Genomic DNA, 21,863 nt, shown 5'->3' on the forward strand with positions numbered 1-21,863 from the left:
AAAGAGTCGCATAAATTACCTAAATTTTTAAAGATCATGTGTACGAGTAAAGCATACCAAAATGGGAGGATTTCGTCACGCATTGTGTTTACTAAAATACCCTTTTTCTGAACCATGCCCAAATAAGTATATAAGTTCATGAAATATGACCAGTTTTTTCTATCTCCTAATAAAACCTATACTCTCTATTAGCAAACTTACAAAATTCACCCCTAAACATCAAGCCAATATCGCCTATTTCACCATTTCTCTGCTTGCCAATCACTATATCTGCTAAGCCTTTTAACTCTGGATCATCAGGCTTGTACACTTCCTCCCGATGAACAAACATAATCACATCGGCATCTTGTTCAATACTCCCTGAATCCCTTAAGTCACGCATCATCGGTTTTTTATTGGCACGATCTTCTAAGCCACGATTCAATTGAGACAAAGCAATCACAGGCACTTTTAACTCTTTGGCTAACGCTTTTAATTGACCTGATATGTTTGATATTTCAAGGTTACGATTGTTTTGATACGCAGGGCTTTGCATTAGCTGTAAGTAATCAATCACGATCAAACCTAAATCTGGATTCTCACGTTTGAATTTGCGTGCCTTGTGTTTTACTTCTGTTGGTGTCAACGCTGCCTTATCAACAATCGATAGTTTCATGTTTTCTACTTTGGTAAATGCCAAGGTCAATTTAGCCCAGTCGTCATCTTCTAGTTGTGCTGATCTGATCTTTGAAAATGACAACAAGCCTAAAGAGGATGCCATACGCATCATAATGTCCTTAGCTGACATTTCCATCGAAAACACTAAAACCGATTTATCCGTTTGTGTTAACACCGCTTCAGCTATATTCATCGCTAAGGTTGTTTTACCCATTGCCGGACGACCTGCGACAATGATTAACTGTTCTTCACGTAAACCACATAGCTTATTATCTAAATCAATAAAGCCTGTTGGTAGACCTGCTAAACCATCACTATCAGAAAGCTCATCAAGGTAATCAATAATTTGCGGAATCACTGCCTTAGCTGAAATAAAATCATTATCGCCGCTATCTATATCTTGGCGTACTGTTAAAACGGCTTGTTCAACCTTATCTAAAACATCTTCCTCAGATAAGCCTTGCCCCTGTAACATCTCATTTGCTTCAAGCAGTGCTTTGGATAGTTTACGTTTAATCGCTTTATTTCTGACAATCTCAGCATAGGCTTTCGCATTCAATGTTGTGGGCGTATCTTTGGCAATTTCAGCCAAATAATGCAGTCCCCCTGCTAACTCGCCTAAGTCTTCACTTTCCAAGGAATCAAAAAGTGTCACTAAATCGTATGCCCTACCCTCGTTTGCCATTTTTTGAATATGTTGATAGACAATCTTGTGTGCAGGGGTGAAAAAATCTTGTGGTGTTAAAATATCACTAATACGGTCATAGACATCGTTATCTAAAATCAATGAACCAATCACTGATCTTTCGGCTGATAATGAGCTGTCATTATTAAGTTTATTCGCATTAACTGGATTGGTGTTCATCATAATACCTCCAACCCCTTGATTGATTCTTGCTGATTCATTGCCTGATTAATCGATAACTGTTCGGCTGCTTTTGAACCGTCATTCATTGAGTTATTTAAATATCTTGCTTGAGAGGATGCCGTGTAAAATGTCTGACCTAAAACATTGGTATAGTAAGTTCTAGCATCATCAATTCTTGATGTTATATCAATACAAATCACTTCACTTCCCTTTGATTTGCCTGTTTCATTTTCAGTATTAGCACGACTAAAAAACTGGTTTTGACATTCATACATCTTGTTATAGATTCTGCTGATAAAACCCATACGATAGGCTTTTACTCGTGATGCAATTTGCGTTTTAACGTTTCTTTTTTTCAACTGGGCTTTATATTGATTTACGCTTTTCTCGATCTCTCGACTTAAAAAAACTATTAAGTATTCCGCATTACCAACATCACGTTGTCTCCCTGTGATTTGAATATAGCCAAACGTATCATCATAAGAATCACCATTGCAGTACACAGAAAAGCAGCCTGATACCTTTGCCATCGTATTATGTAACGTTACATACCAATCAGGAATACGATAATAAGGCGTAGTAATCACTTTATTTGCCATATTTTGCCCATACACTTCATCTTTGGTGATGTTGTGTGCATTCATCAATGACATCGCTTGTTTTAAAGCGATACTTGCTTCGTTTTCATTATCTGATAACGATAATTCAAGCAATTTTCTGATTTTGTCTTTTTGTTTGTCTAATTTGTCTAATTTGTTAGTTTTGTCAGTTTTCTCAGTTTGATTTATTTTATCATTTGTCATACTATTATCCCTTGTAGACGTTGTTTTTAAAGTACGTTTTCAACGCGGCTACATAGTGCTTGTTGTCACCCTTATTCTTGAAAGCTGAGGGTGGCATCTTGCCTTGAAGTTCGCCATTTTTCTCAATGTCAGTAAGTTCAGTTGCAGTTAAAGATTCACGCCAGAGTTCAAATTCAATGTTAAATACACGCTCTTTTTGCTCTTTAAGTTTAAGTAAGCGTTCTTCTTTTGCTTTCAATGACGCTTCAAACGCTAAATCTTCAGGTGATTTGTAATTAGCTTCCGTCCAGTTGCCACCTTTTTTAAGCACCCCTATCAATCCACGTAGCCGATTATTAGCAGGAGCATAGCTTGCCATTTCATCTAAACGATTTTGTAAAGCCCACGCATAATGCTCGATGGACTCTTGAACGCTATCGACAGTTAATTGGTTATCAGCACCTAAGCTTTTATTAAAGTTTTTAATCTGGGTAACGTGTCGCTTAGTAAAGCCAAATTCAGTTAATGATGAAAAATCTAGGTTAGCCCAATCGTCATTGTCTGATTCAGGGGTGTTGGTTTCGGTTGATTCTGTCACAGTGACAGTTTTTATTTCAGGTTGAACTTGTGGAGCCTGTTGCAAAAATTGTTTTTGGAGTTCGGCTATTTTATCATTTTGCTGTTTGATTAGTTCGATTAACTGATCATTCTGGGTATTGGTTGTTTTTTGTTCTTCTGTGTCGCTACTATATTTGTTTATAGTATTAGTAGTATTACTATTATATAGAGACTTTTTATCTTTCTGGTTAGATGATTGTGTACCTTTATCCAGTAACTCTAGTTCTTTATAAACAGAATCATTTAATGAAAATATCATCCAACCATTTCTTCCACGCTTTTCATCTACTTTAAGCAAAACTAATTTTTTCAGTAACCGATGAACTGTTGTTTTAACACTGTTTGAAGTAATGTTTACATTAGATACGATGTCTTGAAATGCTAGCCTACTGGTGTATTTTTGCTTATTAGTTTTGATATTCTCATATATCCATTCAACAATCTCTTTTTGACCACCGACTAGTTTAAAATATGAAATTCCTTGCGTCGACATTGTGTCTGCATTGTTTACCTTTTGTGTCGGTATTGTGTCTGCATTGTTTACCTTTTGTGTCGGTATTGTGTCTGCATTGTTTACCTTTTGTGTCGGTATTGTGTCTGCATTGTTTACCTTTTGTGTCGGTATTGTGTCTGCATTGTTTACCTTTTGTGTCGGTATTGTGTCTGCATTGTTTACCTTTTGTGTCGGTATTGTGTCTGCATTGTTTACCTTTTGTGTCGGTATTGTGTCTGCATTGTTTACCTTTTGTGTCGACATTGTGTCTGCATTGTTTACCTTTTGTGTCGGTATTGTGTCTGCATTTTTTACCTTTTGTGTCGACATTGTGTCTGCATTGTTTACCTTTTGTGTCGGTATTGTGTCTGCATTGTTTACCTTTTGTGTCGACATTGTGTCTGCATTGTTTACCTTTTGTGTCGGTATTGTGTCTGCATTGTTTACCTTTTGTGTCGGTATTGTGTCTGCATTGTTTACCTTTTGTGTCGGTATTGTATCTGCATTGTTTAAAGGATTAAGATTTCCTGATTGCCATGGCTTTACAACTGATTCTTTTGAAGTTTGATCATCTTTAGCTAAATATCCTTTGCTTTTTGCTGTTTTCAATAAATCTTGAAGCTTAAGTGACATACCATTAGTCCTCGTTGATCCGTGCTAGTATATTTAACTCAACTAATAAGTCTCGGACAGTTTCATATACATCCTTTCCTTTTTTAACTTCAGATATTGATAATTTTTCATTAATCATTTCACGAAGCTTGGCACTGTCCTTAATAACACTTTCAGATAACGATTGTCCAAAGAGATTTCCCATTTTCAAAAGTATTTCTAGGTTTGTTTTTTGATTTTGAAAAAATCGGTTCATCATAATGGTAATACTTGGATCTTTTTTGACCTCATATGATGATCTAATGTCATTAATATCTTCAAGAAACATTTGGACTCCCATTATTGAAAATTCTTCAGGATTAACAGGGATGATAATGTTATCGAAGTCAGTTAGAGATAGAGAGAATACTGAATTTAGTGTAGTAAGACTTGGTGGTGTATCAACTATTATTACATCATAATTACTTCTTAAGTATTTTAAGCATAGCTTGTTGAACCAAGTCAGATAATGCTTTGGTGATTGTAATGCCAACTCTTTTTCAATTAAACTATTTTTAAGAGATGAGGGGATTAGGTCTAAGTGAGTTCTTATATTAACGATGCATTCATGAACTTTTTTAGCTCCATGTATAATGTCATAAAAAACAGGCTGATTAGGTGGTATTGTAGTAAATTGATTGGTTAGATTTGCTTGCACATCTAAGTCAATCATACATGTTTTTATTCCTATTGAGCTTAGAGTGTCTGCTAGCAAAAATGATAATGTTGTTTTTCCTACACCACCTTTTAAATTACCGATGTATATTATTTTTCCTTCTTCAAAACATAATTTATCATGTATTAAATTTTTTGATTGTTCAGGGGTTAATAATATTTGGTTCCCTGCCGTCCTGTGGAGGTCATTTTTATTGTATAAATTATTAAGTCTAGCATTTAAAGTATGTCTTTTTATTCCTGTTATTTCAGAGAGTTGAGCAAGTTTTAAGTGCATTGTAAAATCCTTTGTCTTAACACATATTTAGAATTTAACATAAATTCGTTGAAAGTCAAATTATAATATTTCAATTTTTGCGTAATAGTAATTTTCAACAAAATTATTATTGATATTGAGAATTTTTTCTTTAACATTTATATCAGTCACAGTGACGATGAAAGAGGCTAAAAATTATATGTCCAAATCAAGCACCCAAAGAATGAAAGCCAAACGTGAGCGTGACTATCAATTGTTGCTCGATAGTGTAGGCAGCGAACAAAAGTTGTCAGACACTGGTTTGATTGAAGTAATAGCGCGATGTTACAGACAAGCAAAACAATCAGGTAATACCGCAATGGTCAAAATAGCGGTTAAGGAATTAGTCAGAAGAATTGATAGCGTCGATGAAAAGGGCAGAGCACCATAAAAAGTTGTGTATTGAAACCATCGTTTGGCTACCCATTTTTTAAATTTGATGTAACAACGAAGTTATCAGCTTGCGTATGTGTAAAAGTGTCATATAATAAATCATATATGAATTTTGAATATTTACATGAGTTGACGACCACAACTATGACAATGAAAAAAGCTTATGCCAGAATTTCAACGACAGCGCAAAATATCGACAGCCAATTAGACGAGCTTAAAAATTATGGGTACGATGAAATATATATCGATGAAGCCAGTGGTAAGGACACTTCAAGACCTCAACTAAATGAGTTATTAAAATCACTGAGGAAAGGTGATCAAATTATTATTTATCGACTAGATAGGTTAGGGCGATCTATTCAACACCTGATAGAGTTAATGACAATTTTTGATAAAAAGGGTGTTGCACTGGTGAGCTTATCGGAAAGTATTAATACCACGACAGCAACAGGCAAATTGGTTTTTAATCTTTTTGCTGCGATTGCAGATTTTGAGCGCAATTTAATTATTGAACGAACACAAATAGGACTTAAAGCAGCTAAAGCACGTGGTAGAACTGGAGGGCGTAAGAAAGGCTTAAGTAATGAAGCCAAGGACAAAGCTGAGATTGCTTATAATCTTTATCAAACTGAATTAGCTAAGGATTCAAAAAATAGCAAGAATAAAAGGAGTGTTGAAAAACTTGCTGATATTATTGGCGTTAGTCGCAAGACATTTTATAACTATGTGAAATGGTATGCTGATAATAAAATGATTTGAAAGTAATTTACAAAAAGCGGCTAGATGTTACTAGAACGATCAACTAATCAAAAAAATATATAATTCATATCATAACAACTATTTACAAAAAGGCTCTAAAAGCCTATTATATGACTTGGCTAAATTGCTAGCCACTTCAATTAAATATTTTAGTTAAAGGAAAAATGGAGAAATATATGAGTATTAAAATAAGGATTACCACAGGAATAATATTTTCAACGATCATATTGCTTACATTAGTGGTTTTATTTAAAGAAGCGAGATTAGTACTACTATTTATGGGAATTGCTTGTACATTATTATTCGTAATAATCTCATTCTTTGTACTATTTTTTTTATTCTGTGAACACTATGATAATTTACTTAATTACCTTAGCAGCGATGTTGAAACTTCTAACGTTCCATATATTGGGCTTACGATTATCTTACTTTTTTTAATGATGCTAGGTTTTTGTGAAGTAATTGGGATGAACTTTATATACGTTTTTTTATTTTGGATAACCCCATTATTGACTATATATTTGCTAACTTGTATTTTGTGCCTAATAAAATTTTTCAAACCTAAATTAAAGCGCGGTATATGCAACTCATGACATGGCATAAATTTCAGAACATATTCATTATAATCTCGGCTACAATTATCAGTCTGATTATATTGGGTTACAGCATAACGTGGTTGTATATAGCTAGTACATATACAGAAAATGATCAGTATTATGTAATGTTGCCTGATAAAAGAGTTGTTGTTTGCTATGATATTAAGCATAGTTTTTTCCACTTATTTCCGTCATATATTGATTGTGAAGATGGCAATCAATATGACACTTCACAAACATTAAGCGTGATGTCGGTACCCCATGAGACCAAGTGACATTAAAAAAGCTAGGTATATAGCAGGTAGAATATTAAATAAAAACAAATTGTCACAAAATCAATTTGCCAATCTTCTTGGTTTAAGCGATGGTAGGCGAATTAGGGAATGGGAAGTAGGAGATAAACAACCCAACGGTTCTGCTCAGATAATAATTGAATATATTTTAACTAAAGAAAAAAATGACAATTTGCATGAGAATGATTTCCTTGATTACATTGCAAAAAATGTGGAATAACCTCTGCTAATGCTAGAAAATTGTCATTGAGTTAGCAACTTGAGTGATTTTAATGATAAAAATATCAGGACGGCATAAATCAGTGCCAAAAGAGCTAAAAAGATCACTAACTCAATACATACCAAGCAACGCCAAAGTAGTAATGAGTGATATTTGTTCTTGTAGACATGCTTATGCTGTTGGTACTTTAAAAGTGGTAAGTGAAGATGGAGCCAGTGCCAAGATTAGAGGTTATTATGGCAGTGGGGTGGTCAATTTCTTTATAAAATTTGGGAGTGAGGAAAATCGAAAATCATCATGTTTAAAAATTAATAGTAGTTTCATCTAAGCATTACTAAGCCAAGGCTTATATAAAAAATTATGACTATCAATGCGCTTTGATTTTAAGCTGTTTATAATAACATCAAGATATGATGGCGCATTATTCTTCTCTTTAATGATAGGGTGGACTAGCTCAATACCATATCGCCTACACCATTTTCTAACCGTACCCTCTTTGAATCCCATGTATTTAGCCACTTCAATATAGGTAAGTGACTGATTTTGAAAATCAAGCAGTGCTTCTTTAGCGGATTTTTTAGTTTTGCGTTCAAGAATATCAATAAAGTTATCTGAATATTGGTTTGCCATGTTATCCCTCTTTTTACAGTACAAGGGAAAAAATAATAGGTTAAGATTAAGGAAGTATTAAGGTTACTTGCCAAAGTGCTTAAGTATTATTATCACTTTAAAACTTGATTGACACCAACTCCAAACCACACTACCTTAACCATCAACACCACCTAAACCAAAGGCTCAACGATGAGTTTTAACCTTGCCCAACGCAAAAACCTAAAAGCAGATATTTCAACGCTCAATCAAATAACCCATTTACTCAACTACAAAAAGAAAACCTTTATTGAACAATCCAGTGAGGACGACTTCAACAACGCCCTTGATTATGTCAACAAAACCATAGCCAAGATTGAAGATAAAAGGCAAAAGTTACCGATAAGGCATAGGTATACTGGCGTGTTTTATTTGAAGAAGCCTTATACGATACCGAGTGAATCAGTGAAGATTAAAGGGTCAGCTTTTGTGAGGGAGGATTTGGTGATGTGGACGATTGAGTCTGATGATGAGTATGTCAAAAATGTTTATTATGTGCGTGAGGTTTATCTTGATAAGGAAATGACGGTTAAGTTGACGAGGGAGGATCGTGTGGAGGTTTTTGGGTGTTGATTAGTATAATATCTGCTCTAATAGCACTGACATCATTAATCCTTAATTTTGGAGTATATATTTATAATCAAGATAGGGAAAAAAGAAAAATTATAGTTGAGTCATTAACGATACTTTATAGATGGTTAACAACAAGGGAAGAAGACAGTTCGGATGGTTATCTAGTATATGAAGCTTACCTTTCATTAAAGGTCATGCTTCTGACATCAAAAGATGTTGATGAATTTGATAAAATATCTAAAGATTTTTATGCCAAAATACAGGAAAGGGTTGCTAGTCTTAGTAGTGCATATAGTGATGATAGATGCAGAGCGTTGACAACAAATGTACACACTGATGAATTAGCTCAATTTGTGTCTAATTATATTAGATTCCTAATACCTATTCACAGATTATTATTACTTTTTTTGTTTGTTAATTGTGTTAGCTATTTATTTAATAAGGAAAGTTTTAAGTTAGACAACCAAGAAGCATTGCAGCGTTATTTTTCTTATAGGCTTTCTTATTTTTTGGGTCCTCTTAATCAAGGCAATTATAATAGCTATACAAAATTACTAGACCAAGCTCTTATAAGTATAATCTCAGATATGAAAAATCCATTTCTTAGATTATTTAACTATTGTAAAGGCTATTGTAAAAAAATGTTTGGTAAGTATTTTGGTAATACAAGTAAATAAGGCAACATAATGGCAGACAAACACGACCGTGTATTCAAAGACCTCATAAGCAACAGAGACTTTGCTATTTGTTTTCTGATGACTTACCTACCCAAGGAGCTTATTGCTTTAGTTGACTGGCATAGTGTTAAGTTAGAATCTGCTAATGTCGAGCATGTTCGCCAACAGCAAAAGGACAACAAGAAGCAAAAAGAGCAGTCAGACCTTACCTTTCTGTTTAAATTCAAAGACGGCAAAAACGGTGCTGTCTTTGTTCATATTGAATCACAAACAGGTGACGATGGCACGATTGTAATTCGTACTCGTCATTACCAAACGTCTTACTTGCTAGATTATATTAAAAGGCACAAGACAACGAAAGATTTGCCGTTAGTTGTATCGATTATTTACTATGCCAATAAAAAGCCATTTAGTCATAGCCTTAACATTAACGATTACTTTGCCAATACTGAGTTAGCTGAAAAGTACGCTTTCACGACACAGTTTATTGACCTTAACCGTTACAGTGACGAGGAAATATTAGAGCATGGCTTTATAGCAGGGTATGAGCTGATACTAAAGGCGATCAGAGAAAAGAATATTGACGGCAAGCTTGGCATTGCCATTAATCAGATTGAAGCATACGACCACATAGCCCGACAAGTTTTAATTCGGTATATGTCGCAATATTCAGATATGGAAACTGACGCATTTTATGATAGAATTATCGATAGTAAACCAGATTTAAAAGGTGATGTTATGACGGTAGCGCAGCAGTGGGAACAGCAGGGTATGCAAAAAGGACGTTTTCTTGAGAAACAGGAAACGGCACGTAACTTTTTAGGCATGGGTGTATCTGTTGATCAAGTTGTAAAGGGTACTGGACTTGACCTTGATACGGTGCTTAGGCTTAAAAGAGATGTTGATAGTGTTAAGAAGCATTGATGTTAATACAAATATTTTCTAGGGAAACATCTAGCATCTTTATACCTTTCGCAACCGCAGGTTTTGGTGCAGTTGCTGGTGCGTTTTCTGCTTTTCGATTAAATTTATGGTTAAATCGTAGTGCTACTACAGCAAGAAACAGGATGAATATCGCTTATAATATTTCATCGTTATCTGCACTTCTAAATATACTTTTCAGTTATAAAAAAAGCGTGTTAGTACCTAGAGAAAATGAAATACAAAAAAATGAACAAGTATTGAACCATAATGATGGTGACGTTGCATTACTCTTTGATGAGTGTAGCAAATTTATATTACATCAAGATATTACTTTGTCGATAAGATTAAGTGAATTGGCATTTTTGTCTGAAAATAATCCAAATATACTATCAATTTTTCAACAGCTTGAATCGGCTATTGCACAGTTAAATATTATTATTAATCAATATAATGACTATCTTAAATATATACATGGCGATTATAAAGATAAGAATATGAAAAATAACGATGCCATATCTCATTTTAGAATGATTAAAGACATGATTGATCACTTTAAAAAGCAGATTGATAGCACTTTATACTTTGCACTTAAATCCTTAGAACTGTTGTTGCAATACTCAAAATTAGAATATCGAAAATTTAATATTAAAAATGCAGATTTTAGCTCATATAAAGACTACCTGCCAAAGAAAAAAAAGGACTGGGAAGAGATCAGTTACTTTGGTAAAAAACAAGCACGAATGAAAGGGATATTGGAATACTTTAAATAAGGCAAGATACTTTTTTATGACGCAACTATCGTTGCTCATTTTCTTTTGCTTGTTGCAGTAAAAAAATTTGCGGAGCCTGAAATATAATCAAAAATGGTTGGTTTTGGTTAAGTGGTCAAGGTTGATGTTATAAGTCAATGGGGTTTTCCGAAACGAGCGCACGCACTCCCATTAGTACGTACTATGCTATCACAATTTAAAGAATTTGACCAGAAAAAAACGCCTCAAAAACAGTAAATAAATATTGTTAAAAACCTTATATAATATAGCTTTGCGCTTGCTTTTTCCTGTCACTTTGGTATAATAAATACATGCTTAATTAAGGCATCAACTAACGCTTAGAGTTGTAAAATATTTAAGCAGTTCACTAAATTTTAGGCACAAAAAAGGCGATTGTAGTAGTCCGTCAAAACTTAACAATCACCTTTTTAGATACAAGGAAAATAATAATGTCTATCCAATCAATAGTCAACACGACAAATCAAAATAATCAATCCCCTATACAATCGATCAATGGCTACCTTGACGCTTGCGACAAATTCGACAGCTATTTTGCTGAGATAAGCGCAAAGTGGAAAGCACAACAACAGCAATTAGCTCAACGTATCGCTTCACTGTCAGCGTAACAATCAAGATCAACCACAGTTAAACCGTCCTTTTACCTAACCACAAAAGGGCATTAGCATAATTTTGTATAGGAAAAATCACAATGGAACAGAAGACAACAACAGTTACAGAAACATCAAACGAACAAATCAACGTCATAGTAACGAAAGACACCCCAACCAATCAGCCCACAATCACCACTGAAACAGCCTTTAGCAAGGATAGTATCAAGCAAGAATTAGCCGAACTTGGCTTAGACGGCTTAGAGTTTGATTATGCTTCTTTCCCTATTATTAGCTTAAAGGGCAATGCGTTTGAGATGAAAGCCGACCCTGATTATAACCCTAACAGCTTCATTGTTACCGTGATCAAGACCACTGAAAAGCACGTTTTGAGTGACGCTAACGACGACAACTACCAAGACGTTAAATATTCCCCTGATGGCATTGTCACCACAGACGGAGAGCCACTAAAGCACTTCATTACTGAAATGACAGAAGAAGGCAGAAAACCTATAGTGAAGCGGTATCTCGATGTACTCGTGCAACTTCACACCAACGACAAGCACAATAAAAAGTTAGTGGTGCTATCCATATCTCCGACTAGTGTATCAAGAGTCAGCGGTTTTTTCATGCAGCTAAAACTTCAAGGCAAAATAACCCAACTCCCACAGTTAAAAATTCAAGTATCCAAAGGCGAAACCAAGAAAAGCAAAGGGAATCATCAATACCGACTATGGCACTTTGAGTTAGTCGAACAAGGACAGCAAGCCGCTTAGTTTAAGCGTCATTTAAGCCAAAAAATACAGTGAAATTTTAACGTGTGCTACAGGCACAGGGAGCAAGTTATATGTTTTTTTCAGCAAAAACCAAAAGTAAAAAGAACACCACCAAGCAAAACAGCCTTAAATCGCGCACAATCAGCGTTATCAAGTGGGATAGGTACAACGTCAAGAAAGACGTTAAAAACAGCGTCAGCGTTCTTAAAAGTGGCAGTAACACTAAAAAGGATACGGTTATATCAATCTTGCCGTATTTGAAGCGTGACGTTAGCAACTTAGGGGGATTTTTGGCATGAGCATTCCACAATTTTTTACCGTTGAAAAAGCCATTGAGCTTTTAAAGCAAATGCACAAGTCAAGTGACAAGATTATCATTGACTGGCTCACAGCCGAAGATGTACGCAACGAGATCACCGACTATGGCGAAAATGGCAAAGTGGTTAGTGATGACCAAGTCTACAAAATTATGGAGATTTTAGACGACACTTTCGACTTTGGTATAGGAAACGTACATGCTAATAGTGATGCTTTGCACTATATGCTGCCAATAATCGAGGAAGATATAGCGGAGATCTTAGCATGAGTAACAAATACACCTATGAAATCACCTTGCACTACAAAATTTTAGATCATGAAGCAAGAACCTATATGATCACCACTAAAGAGCCAATTCAAGCAATCAGAAAGCGTTACAGTGACATGCAAAGTTTAGTAGAGGATTTGCATCTAGGCTGTTGTGATAACGATAGCTACAAACGCTATGATGAAGAATACCAAGGCGATGAATGTGCGGAAATTATCGAGCATAAGGAAGTTAAGCTATGAAACAGATTAAACAAAATTACCCATTAAACGAGATCATAAACAACCTAAGCAACGAGGATTACCACGCAAGCGACCCTATTTCATCAAGCAACTGTAAAGACTTGCTAATCAGTCCTTGGCTTTACAATTACAAACGTCAAAACAAAACAGATTCAACGCCCGCAATGAAATTCGGCACAATGTTTCATTCGTTGGTGCTTGAACCTAAGACCTTTGATAATGAATATGTGGTTGCAGATATTCCCAAGCGCAACACCAAGCAAGGTAAAGCGGACTATCAGGACTTAATTGAAACGGTAGGCACAAGGCAGCTTGTCAGTACCGATGATTTTTTGCAGGCGCAGGAAATGCGTCACAACTTAGCGAAAAATGAGTTAGTCAGGACGCTGTTAAGTGGCGGTATTGCCGAGCAGTCTGTTTTTTGGATAGATGAAGTAAGCAAGGTAAATTGCAAGGCAAGAGCCGACTATATCAATCTTGAGCAAGGTTATATTGTCGATTTAAAAACCACATCAAGTTTGGCTGATGATATTAATTTCAGCTTTACCACCAAAAAATACCATTATGACCTATCCGCAAGTTTTTACGTGGACGGATTCAAACAAGCGATAGGTAAAGACTTTGATTTTTATTTTATCGCAATAGAAACCAACGCCCCATTTAATTATGGCGTTTACAATCTGTCACACGGTTTAATTGAACAAGGCAGGGGAAAGTACACCCAAGCCTTAGAAATCTTTGCCAAGGCAAGGGAAAGGGGCAATTTTAACGTACCTTACAATGGAGGGAACTTGATCGAGTTAGTGGCTTAGTTAATTCGCAAGCATTGTAGACTTAGGCACATCATGGAGATAACGCAATAAACAAGCGCTACATGCTAAGTCTACAAAGATTTAAAACTGGCGTGTACTTGGCTAAAAGGATAAGGATTAGGTGTTAGAAAAACCATAAAGCCCAAGTACACAAAATCATCATACGAAAAATTTAAGAGGATTCAAACCATGTTATTCAAAAACAAAGCAAATCAGCCAGAAATTACAACAAATAACACCAACCTTTACCTTAGCGGTATGTATGGATTAGGTAATTACAGCAAAGCATACGCTGTACAGGGCTTTAAGTTAGCCATTTTACGCAAAGTTGACCTTAATACCTTATGTGACAGTAGCCGTAAAGAGGTAACTGAACGCATGAATAGACTGCACAAAGAGATTGCAGGAGACATTAAATATCAAGCGGGCAAGTCAGCCGATAGATGTATTGATCACTTTGTGCAAAAGCGTTTGTTTACCTTAAGCCATGAATTGCCTAACTCAAGATTTGCTGATCATGTTTGGTATAACGTGGAGCCAAGCTATAGGCATGAAGAAATTAGCGATGACAGCTATATTAATTCAGCCATTAACAACGAAAACAAAGGTTTTTCTAGTTTGTATAAACTTATGCTAGCGCGTAAGTTATGGCAAAGCTTAAACCGTGCTAGTTTAGAGCATATCAACGTCTACACTACCACAGGCAAGTATAGAGTGATTGACGGCTATTTGTACTTTGGTGATCGTTTTAATCTTGAGTATAACGACAATTACAGTACACAACTTACGTTACCTCATACCTACAAAACAGACGTTTTAGGCTCAGGATTAGAAGTCATCGACAGCAAATATTTAACCATCACCTTAACGCCGTACGATAGCATTATCAAAGATTGCCAGATGTACCAAGCGGAGCTACTGAAAGTTAAAAAGATTTTTAGAGACTCTGAGATCGAGCAAGCCTATATTGCCAAGTTAGATAATCAGGTGCTAATCGCCAAAAGTCACGAGCAACTAATGCGTAAAGTGATCAAAGCTAAGGAAGTGGTTAGGGATAGCCAAAGTCAGGCTGCATAGTTAGGGAAGTCACCGCTCAATCTATTCTCATTATACGCAACTGAGTTGCTTTAAAAAATCAAAAATCTGTCGCCTTAAACTGAGTCACACTCCGCTTACGCTCACGTGTGACAACCTAGTTTTAATGTCTTTTTTAACAAGCTAAAAAATAAAGTCAAGGGTAAATGGCACGCTACGCGCCCTTGACTTTATTTTTTCTTTGCTTGTTGCAAAAAGGTTGTGAACACACACAAACCAAATAAAAAAAGATAAAGGAGTTAGCGAAATGAGAGACTTAATAAAACAGATCGACAACAAAAACAGCGAATTTGATTTTTTCAATTATGTTAGCGCGATAAGGGCAAATGATGGATTCACAGACGACCCAGACGATGCGATTACAGGCGATTTAAGGTTTACGCATGGCGAGTATAAAAAAGCCGTCAGAGACGTTAGCAACACCTTAGCGATTAAGTTTATGGGTCGATGCAACCGCTAATCACAATGTGACAAGCAAAAAGTAAAAAACGAACGATGAAAAAAAAGGAGTTTTAAGCATGAGTATTTTAAACAGTCATATAGATGTAACCATTGATGAGATTTACGCCCAAGCGTCATTAAATGAGGATTTTCTCTTAGATGACCTCGAAAGCGACAGTAAAGGGGAGAATTTACCAGAGCTGCAACATGAATTGAGCAAGTAACCCAGTAAGTAAACGAATAGAGAAATTAACACAGATAACGAGAGGTAATAAATAATGGCTAAAGGAACAGTAAACAAGGTTGTTTTAATTGGCAGACTAGGGGGCAATCCAGAAGTGCGTTATATGCCTAATGGTATTGCTGTGGCTAATATCAGCTTGGCAACGAATGACGGCTACAAGGATAAGCAAACAGGGCAGTACATCGATGTGACTGAGTGGCACCGTGTTGTAATCTTTGGCAAACAAGCCGAAGTAGTACAGCAGTTTACACAAAAGGGCAGCTTGCTATATGTCGAGGGCAGAATACGCACTAACAAATGGACTGATCAAAACGGACAAGATCGTTATACAACAGAGATTGTCGCCAGTGATATTCAATTAATGGCAAGTAATAACGGACAGGGAGCTAATACGCCACCGCTTGAGAGTTACGAGCAAAACAATATCGTCAGACCATCTAATCAACCAATAAACCCAACTACGAGCCAGACAACCACGCAGCCAAGCATGGCAAATAATGAATACGCTAAGGCAAAGGGAGATCGACCATCAAACGGCAATCATCAATGGCAGCAACAGACACAAGGAACACAGAAAGCGGAAATTGATAGTGACGAAGTACCGTTTTAAGTCAGTCATAGCAATATAAAAAATTTCAATCGATTAAGAATATAAGGAAATAAAGCAATGTTTAACAAAGATTTTTACCCAACACCTGAAACTTTAGCGCACAAGATGCTCGATAAAGTAGATTTTAGCGACTACAAAATAAAAATGATTCTTGAACCCAGTGCGGGCAAGGGTGATTTAATCAAAGCTTTTGAAAACTACGGAAAAACAGGCTATCACAGTTATTATTTTAAAGAAAATTGCGAAATTCACGCCATAGAAATTGTACCAGAGCTACAGGCAATTTTAAAAGACGATGATATAGCAGTTATTGACAGTGATTTTTTGGCTTATAGTGGCACAATTCACTACGATTTAATTTTAGCGAACTTCCCCTTTTCAGATGGTGACAAGCACCTACACAAAGCAATTGATATGACGTTTTGCGGTCAGATTGTTTGCCTATTGAATGCCGAGACTATCAAGAACCCCTATAGCAATAGTCGTAAAGACCTTGTGCGTAAGCTTGATAATTTAAACGCTGAAATAGAGTATATCGAAAATGCTTTTATCGATGCAGAGCGCAAGACTGGCGTTGAGGTTGCCTTAATTTACATCAATATTGAACGAGACGTTGAGACTGATATTTTTGGGGATTTAAAAGACGAAGTACCAGACGAAATAATCAACGTGGACTATGAGCAAAACGAGGTTGCCACTAAAAACAAATATGCTGATCTAGTCGCAGCCTATAATCGCACCAGAGACCAAGTAACCGAGCATTTACTTACTTTTTATCGCAATTATAAAAATGTTTCGGGGTATATGTCTTTATCGGTATGGGAAAGTGAATATAGGCAGTTTACGCCCAAGGAATATAAAAATAACAACATGACTGAACTTATGCAGAAGCAGCAAAATATTTTTATCAAAAAGTTAAAGCGTGACTATTGGGAAAAGATAACCAAATTGCCAGAGGTTGAAAAGTATCTCACGAGCGGGCAAGTTTATTCTTTAAACAACAATATAAAAACTTTTTACTGCAAAGAGTTTACCGAAAGTAACATTAGGCAGTTTGTGTTAAATATTGTACAAACCTTTCCGCAGCATATAAACGATGCTATCGAATCTTTGTTTGACAAAATGACAGAGAACGCCTTGCGTGACAATCGTTGGGGTGAGAATGAATACAAGGCAAATATTCACTATTTTAATGCGTGGAAGTCCAACAGTGGCTACAAGGTTAATAAAAAAGTAATTATCCCTTTTCGTTATGATACTGATTATCGTGGCGTTTATAGAATGTCGAGTTATGAAGAATCATTTTTAGATGATCTTGAAAAAGTAATGACTTACTTTAAGCCAAGCAATGAGTACGAAGCAGCAAAAGAAATATGCAAGTATGCAATCTATAGCGGACAAAACAGGAAAATTGACACTGAATATTTTTATATCTCAATTTTCAAAAAAGGCACTATCCATATTGAATTTAAAGATATGGAATTATTAAGACGATTTAACATTGAAGCGTGCAAGCTTAAAAACTTTTTACCTATGGAGTATGCGAACACGGCTTACAATGAGTTAGACGAAGAAAGCAAGCAAGTTGTTAATGCCTTTGAAAATCAAAAGGATTACAAGCCGATTAGCAACAATGTTAGAGTCTTGCAAAACCAAAATATACTTATGCTGCAAAAGTTAGCCTAATCTAAAATCAAAAAAATCTAAAAAATAAAAGTCATCACTTAATCTGTTTGTATTACACGCAATTACATTGCTAAAAATCTGTCGCCTTAAACTGTGTCACACTCCGCTTACGCTCACGTGTGACAACCTAGTTTTTAATGTCTTTTGTAACAAGCCAAAATTGAAATGCAAGGGCTACGCAAGTGCCTACGGCACCCTTGCATTTAATTTTTATTGCTTGTTGCAAAAGGGTTGTGAACACACACAAACCACAACCAAAAGGAATTAGAAAAATGACAGTTAAAAAATCAAATAACAAAGAAAACACTAAACAAACCTACAACGACTTTGTAAACGAAATCGCCCAAAGCATTAAAGAGATTATTAAAACTGGCGGTGCCACGTGGAAAGATGTTTTTCATCGTGACGGTTGCGCTAAATTACCAGTAAATGCAAAAGGGAACCTATACAGTGGCGTTAATGTATTAAACCTTTACATGGCACAACTTAAAAACAATTTTAAATCTAATCAATGGTTGACGTTCAAACAGATCAAAGCGTTAAACGGTAGCGTAAACAAAGGCGAAAAATCAAGCCGTGTTTTTTTCTTCACTAGCTACGATAAGGAAAAAATCGCACAAGATGATTTTAAAACTGGCGACAGAGTGATAAAAAAAGGTGACACTTACGAGGTAAACATACTATGCCCGAAATATTATGCGGTTTTTAATTTGTCGCAAACGACACTAGCAGAAACAGAAAACGCGGTTGTTTTTAATGATGATTTGCAAAAGGTAGTTGATGCTCAAAATATCGAGATCATTACACATGACCAAGGGCAAGCTTATTACATGCCAAGTTTAGATATTATCAAAATGCCAAGCTCAACATATTTTAACAATGACGAGGATTACAAAGCGGTTTTACTGCATGAGTTAGCACACAGCACCATGCACGAAAAAAGATTAAACCGCAGTGTAGATTTAAATTGCAAGTTAAGTTACGCCAAAGAGGAGTTGGTAGCCGAGCTGTCCAGTGCAATGTTGAGTGCCCACTTTGGTATCAAAACCGATTTACAAAATCATGCAAGCTACATTGATGCATGGCTTACAAATTTGACTGATGAAGATTTTAACGAAGCGGTAAGGCAAAGTGCCAAAGTTTTGAATTATTTGCTTGGTGGGCATTTAAAGGCGGTTGGTGTAGATGATAGCAACAAGGAAAAGGTTGCGTAAAAAAGTATTAAAAAATAAAGCGAAGTTTTTAAGCTTCTGCTTGAGCTAGTTGCTCGTTGTTAGTTTCAGTTATTTTTTTCTGGTGATTGTTTTTACTTTCTTTTAAATATTTTTTAAACTCTCGATCACTTTCAAAAACAAGTTGCAAGGCTTGATCAATTAAAAAGTCTAAATCTTTTTCACCGTCAAGGGAATTATTCCAGTCTAAATATTCGATGGTTTTTAAGTAGGTATCCTCAGTAACTTTAACTTTTTTAGGTAGCGTTGTGTAGGTTGGTGATTTTGGTTTTTCGATCATTGGCATTTTAGTGATTCCTTTTTTTGTTTTTAAAAAAATTAATACGGTTAGTAATATATAAAAATATTTAACTCTTGACAACTTCACTATATTGAAGTAAAATAAATTATTAGATAGCACAAGGTAATTTTTGATGTGGACACTACTGCAAACCAAAGAGTTTAAAGAGTGGTATTTAAACTTAGATAATGCAAAAACCTTAGTTATCACTAAAAAAATATTAGTGATTGAGAAGATTGGCAACCTAGCAACTATTAAGCAAGGGAGCAAGTCGCTTGGTAAAGGCTTGTATGAACTAAGAGACAAACAGCTTGGCATGCGAGCTTATTATGCTTTTCATAAAGACAAAATTATTTTGCTACTAAATGGCGGTGATAAAAACACTAAAAAGCAACAAGACAGTGACATTAAAAAATCAAGGCAACTTTTAGAGGAAATTAAGCGAGGTACTTATGAACAGTCAAACATTGAGCAGCTTTAGAGAAACAGCGCAAAAAAAGTTAGGCAATGATGTTTTTAATCAGCTAGATCATGAAGCAGAATTGATTGCTGAAAATATCACAACGCTACAAACACAATTAGCCGATGCAGTAAAAAAATATATGAATGACACTGGCAAAGGATTTAATGAAATTCAAAACGATTTAGAAATATCATCAAACAAATTAAACTCAATTTTAAAAGGAACTGGAAATTTTACGATAAAATCTATCAGTGAAATTTTTGGGCTTCTTGGTAAAAAGGTTACTTTAAATTTTCAATAGCAAACAAAAATCAATGCAAGAAATATATTTTTATTTATTTCCATATTTATTTTTAATTTTATCAAATTAGATAGATCAAAAAATAAAAATTTCAAAAGTCCTCCCAAAAAAATCTAAAACTTTTTTCAATCACTAACGCAAAAAAAATCTGAAAAAAATCTAAAATAATTTTCAAAATATTTTTTTTAAAATCACTGCCAAGCTTGTCTTGGTTTTTTTATTTTTATTTTCTCTTAAATATTTTCAAAAATCTTTTACTTAAAATCTCAATTTCCATTCAAACGACATAGGGTTGTCTTGGGAATTTCTAGCGTTGCTTTTAATTGATAATGATTACTATTATAGTATTTTACCAGTTTTTTAGTCCCCGACACCATCTATACCCCTCAGCACACATCACGCAATGATTTGTTGCCTAAAAAGGCTTGTTCAAAAGCCCATAGCATAAGGCTTTTAGCTTTTTTGAGCAAGTTTCAAAAAGTATAAATAACAAGCTGAATTATAAGGTTTTAATAGTAATACCATGAAACCATTATAAAATAAGGGATATACTAAAAATGTAATACTAATAATACAAAGTATTACTGAAAAAATCAAAAAGGTCATACTGTAATACAAAAGTAATACCAGTATAAATGCTTTAATTGCGTCCAAAAGTATTACAAAGTAATTCAATGTATTATTTCGTATTACTTAAGATTGACTTAATTATAAATTTAGTAATACAATGGTATTACCTAAAAAATAGGACATGTTGCACAATGAATGAGCATATAAACTTAAAATTAAATGATGAGCAAGTGGCTTTCTTGGAACAGATTGCTGTAGAGCAAAAATTATATAAACCCAATAAGTCGCCCTCAACAGCAAAAGCCATGAAGTATATTCTTGATGAGAAAATGGCGAGTAATACTGGAGAAAGTACAAAAGATAATGACAAAATATTGCAACTTTTAGAGCAAATTCACGTAGCTATACCTCACATTATGTATCACACAAGATACACATTAAGGTACTGTAATGCTGCACTTAAAAGCAGTAATGTATCAGAGGAGTCTATAGATAAATTCAAAGAAAATGCCATAAATGATACGGTAGCAATCTGTGGGGAATATCAAAAATATGCTTACCATAGCTTATTTCTGTCATACGATAACAAAAAAATGCAGACAATACCGATAGAGGGAGATAAAAATAAATGGAAATAACAATTGATATAGGCAAGCATACCTATCAAGACTTAGCAAAATATGCTGCGGGTGAGGATAAAGATATTGACGTTTTTGCGTCTGAAATACTTGATCTTGGTTTACGGATACACAAGGCTAATCAATCTTCAAATGAAGAAGATACTGCCATTGATGAAAAAGAAAGGCTATTGATTGAGAACAACCGCATTGTTAAAGAAGTCATGCGCTGTGTATTTGAAAAGACTAAAACCAGTATGCGCGTCTTTGATGCGAATACATTAGTAACAATGGTTGAAAATGAGACTGACGCATTTTTACAAGGAAAACTTAAAAGCAGTAAATAAAATATGCGTCATTTACGTATGATAAATAGGTATTAGAGAAATTTTACTTCGATAAAATTAT

General features: G+C 35.1%; 30 protein-coding genes. 24 read left to right on the plus strand and 6 right to left on the minus strand.

Features of this window, described 5'->3' with window-relative positions; genetic code table 11:
• Positions 1-166: 166 nt before the first annotated feature.
• Genes dnaB through F3D68_RS07320 form a run of 4 tightly spaced genes read right to left on the minus strand, consistent with a single transcriptional unit; the run spans position 167 to position 5,021 of the window.
• Positions 167-1,525 carry a replicative DNA helicase gene (dnaB, locus tag F3D68_RS07305; RefSeq protein ID WP_151193788.1) on the minus strand — a complete coding sequence of 453 codons (1,359 nt, stop codon included), beginning with the start codon at positions 1,523-1,525 and terminating at the stop codon, positions 167-169.
• Complete coding sequence (locus F3D68_RS07310) at positions 1,522-2,328, minus strand: DUF2786 domain-containing protein (protein WP_151193789.1); 807 nt, start codon at positions 2,326-2,328, stop codon at positions 1,522-1,524. Before F3D68_RS07310 ends, dnaB begins: the two co-directional genes overlap by 4 nt.
• A gap of 4 nt (positions 2,329-2,332) precedes the next feature.
• Positions 2,333-4,051: a hypothetical protein gene (locus tag F3D68_RS07315; RefSeq protein ID WP_151193790.1), complete on the minus strand. Its 1,719-nt coding sequence runs from the start codon at positions 4,049-4,051 to the stop codon at positions 2,333-2,335.
• 4 nt (positions 4,052-4,055) lie between these two features.
• Entirely contained in the window at positions 4,056-5,021 is a 966-nt protein-coding gene (locus tag F3D68_RS07320; protein WP_151193791.1) for a ParA family protein, read from the minus strand.
• Positions 5,022-5,199: 178 nt separating this feature from the next.
• Between F3D68_RS07320 and F3D68_RS07325 the strand changes: the two genes are divergently transcribed.
• The 4 genes from F3D68_RS07325 to F3D68_RS07340 all read left to right on the plus strand — a co-directional run bounded on the left by F3D68_RS07325 (position 5,200) and on the right by F3D68_RS07340 (position 7,628).
• Positions 5,200-5,430 carry a hypothetical protein gene (locus F3D68_RS07325; protein WP_117001776.1) on the plus strand — a complete coding sequence of 77 codons (231 nt, stop codon included), beginning with the start codon at positions 5,200-5,202 and terminating at the stop codon, positions 5,428-5,430.
• Positions 5,431-5,576: 146 nt separating this feature from the next.
• Positions 5,577-6,191, plus strand: a complete 615-nt coding sequence (locus F3D68_RS07330) for a recombinase family protein (protein WP_224728265.1) — start codon at positions 5,577-5,579, stop codon at positions 6,189-6,191.
• A gap of 857 nt (positions 6,192-7,048) precedes the next feature.
• Positions 7,049-7,300 (plus strand): helix-turn-helix domain-containing protein, encoded by a 252-nt coding sequence (locus tag F3D68_RS07335; RefSeq protein ID WP_151193792.1) that lies wholly within the window; start codon positions 7,049-7,051, stop codon positions 7,298-7,300.
• A 43-nt stretch (positions 7,301-7,343) separates the two neighbouring features.
• Positions 7,344-7,628 carry a hypothetical protein gene (locus F3D68_RS07340; protein ID WP_151193793.1) on the plus strand — a complete coding sequence of 95 codons (285 nt, stop codon included), beginning with the start codon at positions 7,344-7,346 and terminating at the stop codon, positions 7,626-7,628.
• On the opposite strand, the gene F3D68_RS07345 is transcribed toward F3D68_RS07340, so the two are convergent.
• Complete coding sequence (locus F3D68_RS07345) at positions 7,625-7,930, minus strand: hypothetical protein (protein ID WP_151193794.1); 306 nt, start codon at positions 7,928-7,930, stop codon at positions 7,625-7,627. The genes F3D68_RS07340 and F3D68_RS07345 overlap by 4 nt on opposite strands.
• Before the next feature lie 171 nt (positions 7,931-8,101).
• Between F3D68_RS07345 and F3D68_RS07350 the strand changes: the two genes are divergently transcribed.
• The 16 genes from F3D68_RS07350 (at position 8,102) to F3D68_RS07415 (ending at position 19,206) form a co-directional block, all read left to right on the plus strand.
• Positions 8,102-8,521, plus strand: coding sequence for a hypothetical protein (locus F3D68_RS07350; RefSeq protein ID WP_151193795.1), 420 nt, complete (start codon positions 8,102-8,104; stop codon positions 8,519-8,521).
• Positions 8,515-9,198 (plus strand): hypothetical protein, encoded by a 684-nt coding sequence (locus tag F3D68_RS07355; protein ID WP_151193796.1) that lies wholly within the window; start codon positions 8,515-8,517, stop codon positions 9,196-9,198. Before F3D68_RS07350 ends, F3D68_RS07355 begins: the two co-directional genes overlap by 7 nt.
• A gap of 9 nt (positions 9,199-9,207) precedes the next feature.
• Positions 9,208-10,122, plus strand: a complete 915-nt coding sequence (locus F3D68_RS07360) for an Rpn family recombination-promoting nuclease/putative transposase (RefSeq protein ID WP_151193797.1) — start codon at positions 9,208-9,210, stop codon at positions 10,120-10,122.
• On the plus strand, positions 10,122-10,892 hold the full coding sequence (locus F3D68_RS07365) for a hypothetical protein (RefSeq protein ID WP_151193798.1): 771 nt from the start codon (positions 10,122-10,124) through the stop codon (positions 10,890-10,892). The genes F3D68_RS07360 and F3D68_RS07365 overlap by 1 nt, the downstream gene beginning before the upstream one ends.
• Before the next feature lie 449 nt (positions 10,893-11,341).
• Entirely contained in the window at positions 11,342-11,518 is a 177-nt protein-coding gene (locus F3D68_RS11240; protein ID WP_191092747.1) for a hypothetical protein, read from the plus strand.
• Positions 11,519-11,601: 83 nt separating this feature from the next.
• Entirely contained in the window at positions 11,602-12,276 is a 675-nt protein-coding gene (locus F3D68_RS07370) for a hypothetical protein (protein WP_151193799.1), read from the plus strand.
• A 71-nt stretch (positions 12,277-12,347) separates the two neighbouring features.
• Positions 12,348-12,575, plus strand: a complete 228-nt coding sequence (locus F3D68_RS07375) for a hypothetical protein (protein WP_151193800.1) — start codon at positions 12,348-12,350, stop codon at positions 12,573-12,575.
• Positions 12,572-12,862, plus strand: coding sequence for a hypothetical protein (locus F3D68_RS07380; RefSeq protein WP_151193801.1), 291 nt, complete (start codon positions 12,572-12,574; stop codon positions 12,860-12,862). Before F3D68_RS07375 ends, F3D68_RS07380 begins: the two co-directional genes overlap by 4 nt.
• Positions 12,859-13,104, plus strand: a complete 246-nt coding sequence (locus F3D68_RS07385) for a hypothetical protein (RefSeq protein ID WP_151193802.1) — start codon at positions 12,859-12,861, stop codon at positions 13,102-13,104. The genes F3D68_RS07380 and F3D68_RS07385 overlap by 4 nt, the downstream gene beginning before the upstream one ends.
• A complete protein-coding gene (locus F3D68_RS07390) occupies positions 13,101-13,916 on the plus strand; it encodes a PD-(D/E)XK nuclease-like domain-containing protein (protein WP_151193803.1) in 816 nt (271 codons plus the stop codon). Before F3D68_RS07385 ends, F3D68_RS07390 begins: the two co-directional genes overlap by 4 nt.
• 189 nt (positions 13,917-14,105) lie before the next feature.
• Complete coding sequence (locus F3D68_RS07395) at positions 14,106-14,993, plus strand: hypothetical protein (RefSeq protein WP_151193804.1); 888 nt, start codon at positions 14,106-14,108, stop codon at positions 14,991-14,993.
• A 265-nt stretch (positions 14,994-15,258) separates the two neighbouring features.
• On the plus strand, positions 15,259-15,471 hold the full coding sequence (locus F3D68_RS07400; protein WP_151193805.1) for a hypothetical protein: 213 nt from the start codon (positions 15,259-15,261) through the stop codon (positions 15,469-15,471).
• A 58-nt stretch (positions 15,472-15,529) separates the two neighbouring features.
• Positions 15,530-15,676, plus strand: coding sequence for a hypothetical protein (locus F3D68_RS11245; RefSeq protein WP_191092748.1), 147 nt, complete (start codon positions 15,530-15,532; stop codon positions 15,674-15,676).
• 54 nt (positions 15,677-15,730) lie between these two features.
• Positions 15,731-16,306, plus strand: a complete 576-nt coding sequence (locus F3D68_RS07405; protein WP_151193806.1) for a single-stranded DNA-binding protein — start codon at positions 15,731-15,733, stop codon at positions 16,304-16,306.
• A 57-nt stretch (positions 16,307-16,363) separates the two neighbouring features.
• The gene (locus tag F3D68_RS07410) at positions 16,364-17,992 is read left to right on the plus strand and encodes a DUF4942 domain-containing protein (protein ID WP_151193807.1); all 1,629 of its coding nucleotides are present in this window, start codon (positions 16,364-16,366) and stop codon (positions 17,990-17,992) included.
• Positions 17,993-18,264: 272 nt separating this feature from the next.
• Positions 18,265-19,206, plus strand: coding sequence for an ArdC family protein (locus tag F3D68_RS07415; protein WP_151193808.1), 942 nt, complete (start codon positions 18,265-18,267; stop codon positions 19,204-19,206).
• Between the two features lie 28 nt (positions 19,207-19,234).
• On the opposite strand, the gene F3D68_RS07420 is transcribed toward F3D68_RS07415, so the two are convergent.
• Positions 19,235-19,510: a hypothetical protein gene (locus tag F3D68_RS07420; RefSeq protein ID WP_151193809.1), complete on the minus strand. Its 276-nt coding sequence runs from the start codon at positions 19,508-19,510 to the stop codon at positions 19,235-19,237.
• Positions 19,511-19,637: 127 nt separating this feature from the next.
• Between F3D68_RS07420 and F3D68_RS07425 the strand changes: the two genes are divergently transcribed.
• The 4 genes from F3D68_RS07425 to F3D68_RS07440 all read left to right on the plus strand — a co-directional run bounded on the left by F3D68_RS07425 (position 19,638) and on the right by F3D68_RS07440 (position 21,802).
• Positions 19,638-19,985, plus strand: coding sequence for a type II toxin-antitoxin system RelE/ParE family toxin (locus F3D68_RS07425; protein ID WP_151193810.1), 348 nt, complete (start codon positions 19,638-19,640; stop codon positions 19,983-19,985).
• On the plus strand, positions 19,957-20,268 hold the full coding sequence (locus F3D68_RS07430) for a hypothetical protein (RefSeq protein WP_151193811.1): 312 nt from the start codon (positions 19,957-19,959) through the stop codon (positions 20,266-20,268). Before F3D68_RS07425 ends, F3D68_RS07430 begins: the two co-directional genes overlap by 29 nt.
• 761 nt (positions 20,269-21,029) lie before the next feature.
• Positions 21,030-21,476 carry a hypothetical protein gene (locus F3D68_RS07435; protein ID WP_151193812.1) on the plus strand — a complete coding sequence of 149 codons (447 nt, stop codon included), beginning with the start codon at positions 21,030-21,032 and terminating at the stop codon, positions 21,474-21,476.
• Positions 21,467-21,802 carry a hypothetical protein gene (locus tag F3D68_RS07440; RefSeq protein WP_151193813.1) on the plus strand — a complete coding sequence of 112 codons (336 nt, stop codon included), beginning with the start codon at positions 21,467-21,469 and terminating at the stop codon, positions 21,800-21,802. The genes F3D68_RS07435 and F3D68_RS07440 overlap by 10 nt, the downstream gene beginning before the upstream one ends.
• Positions 21,803-21,863: the final 61 nt, after the last annotated feature.

The organism is Cysteiniphilum sp. JM-1 (assembly GCF_008711525.1).
Lineage (GTDB): Bacteria > Pseudomonadota > Gammaproteobacteria > Francisellales > Francisellaceae > Caedibacter.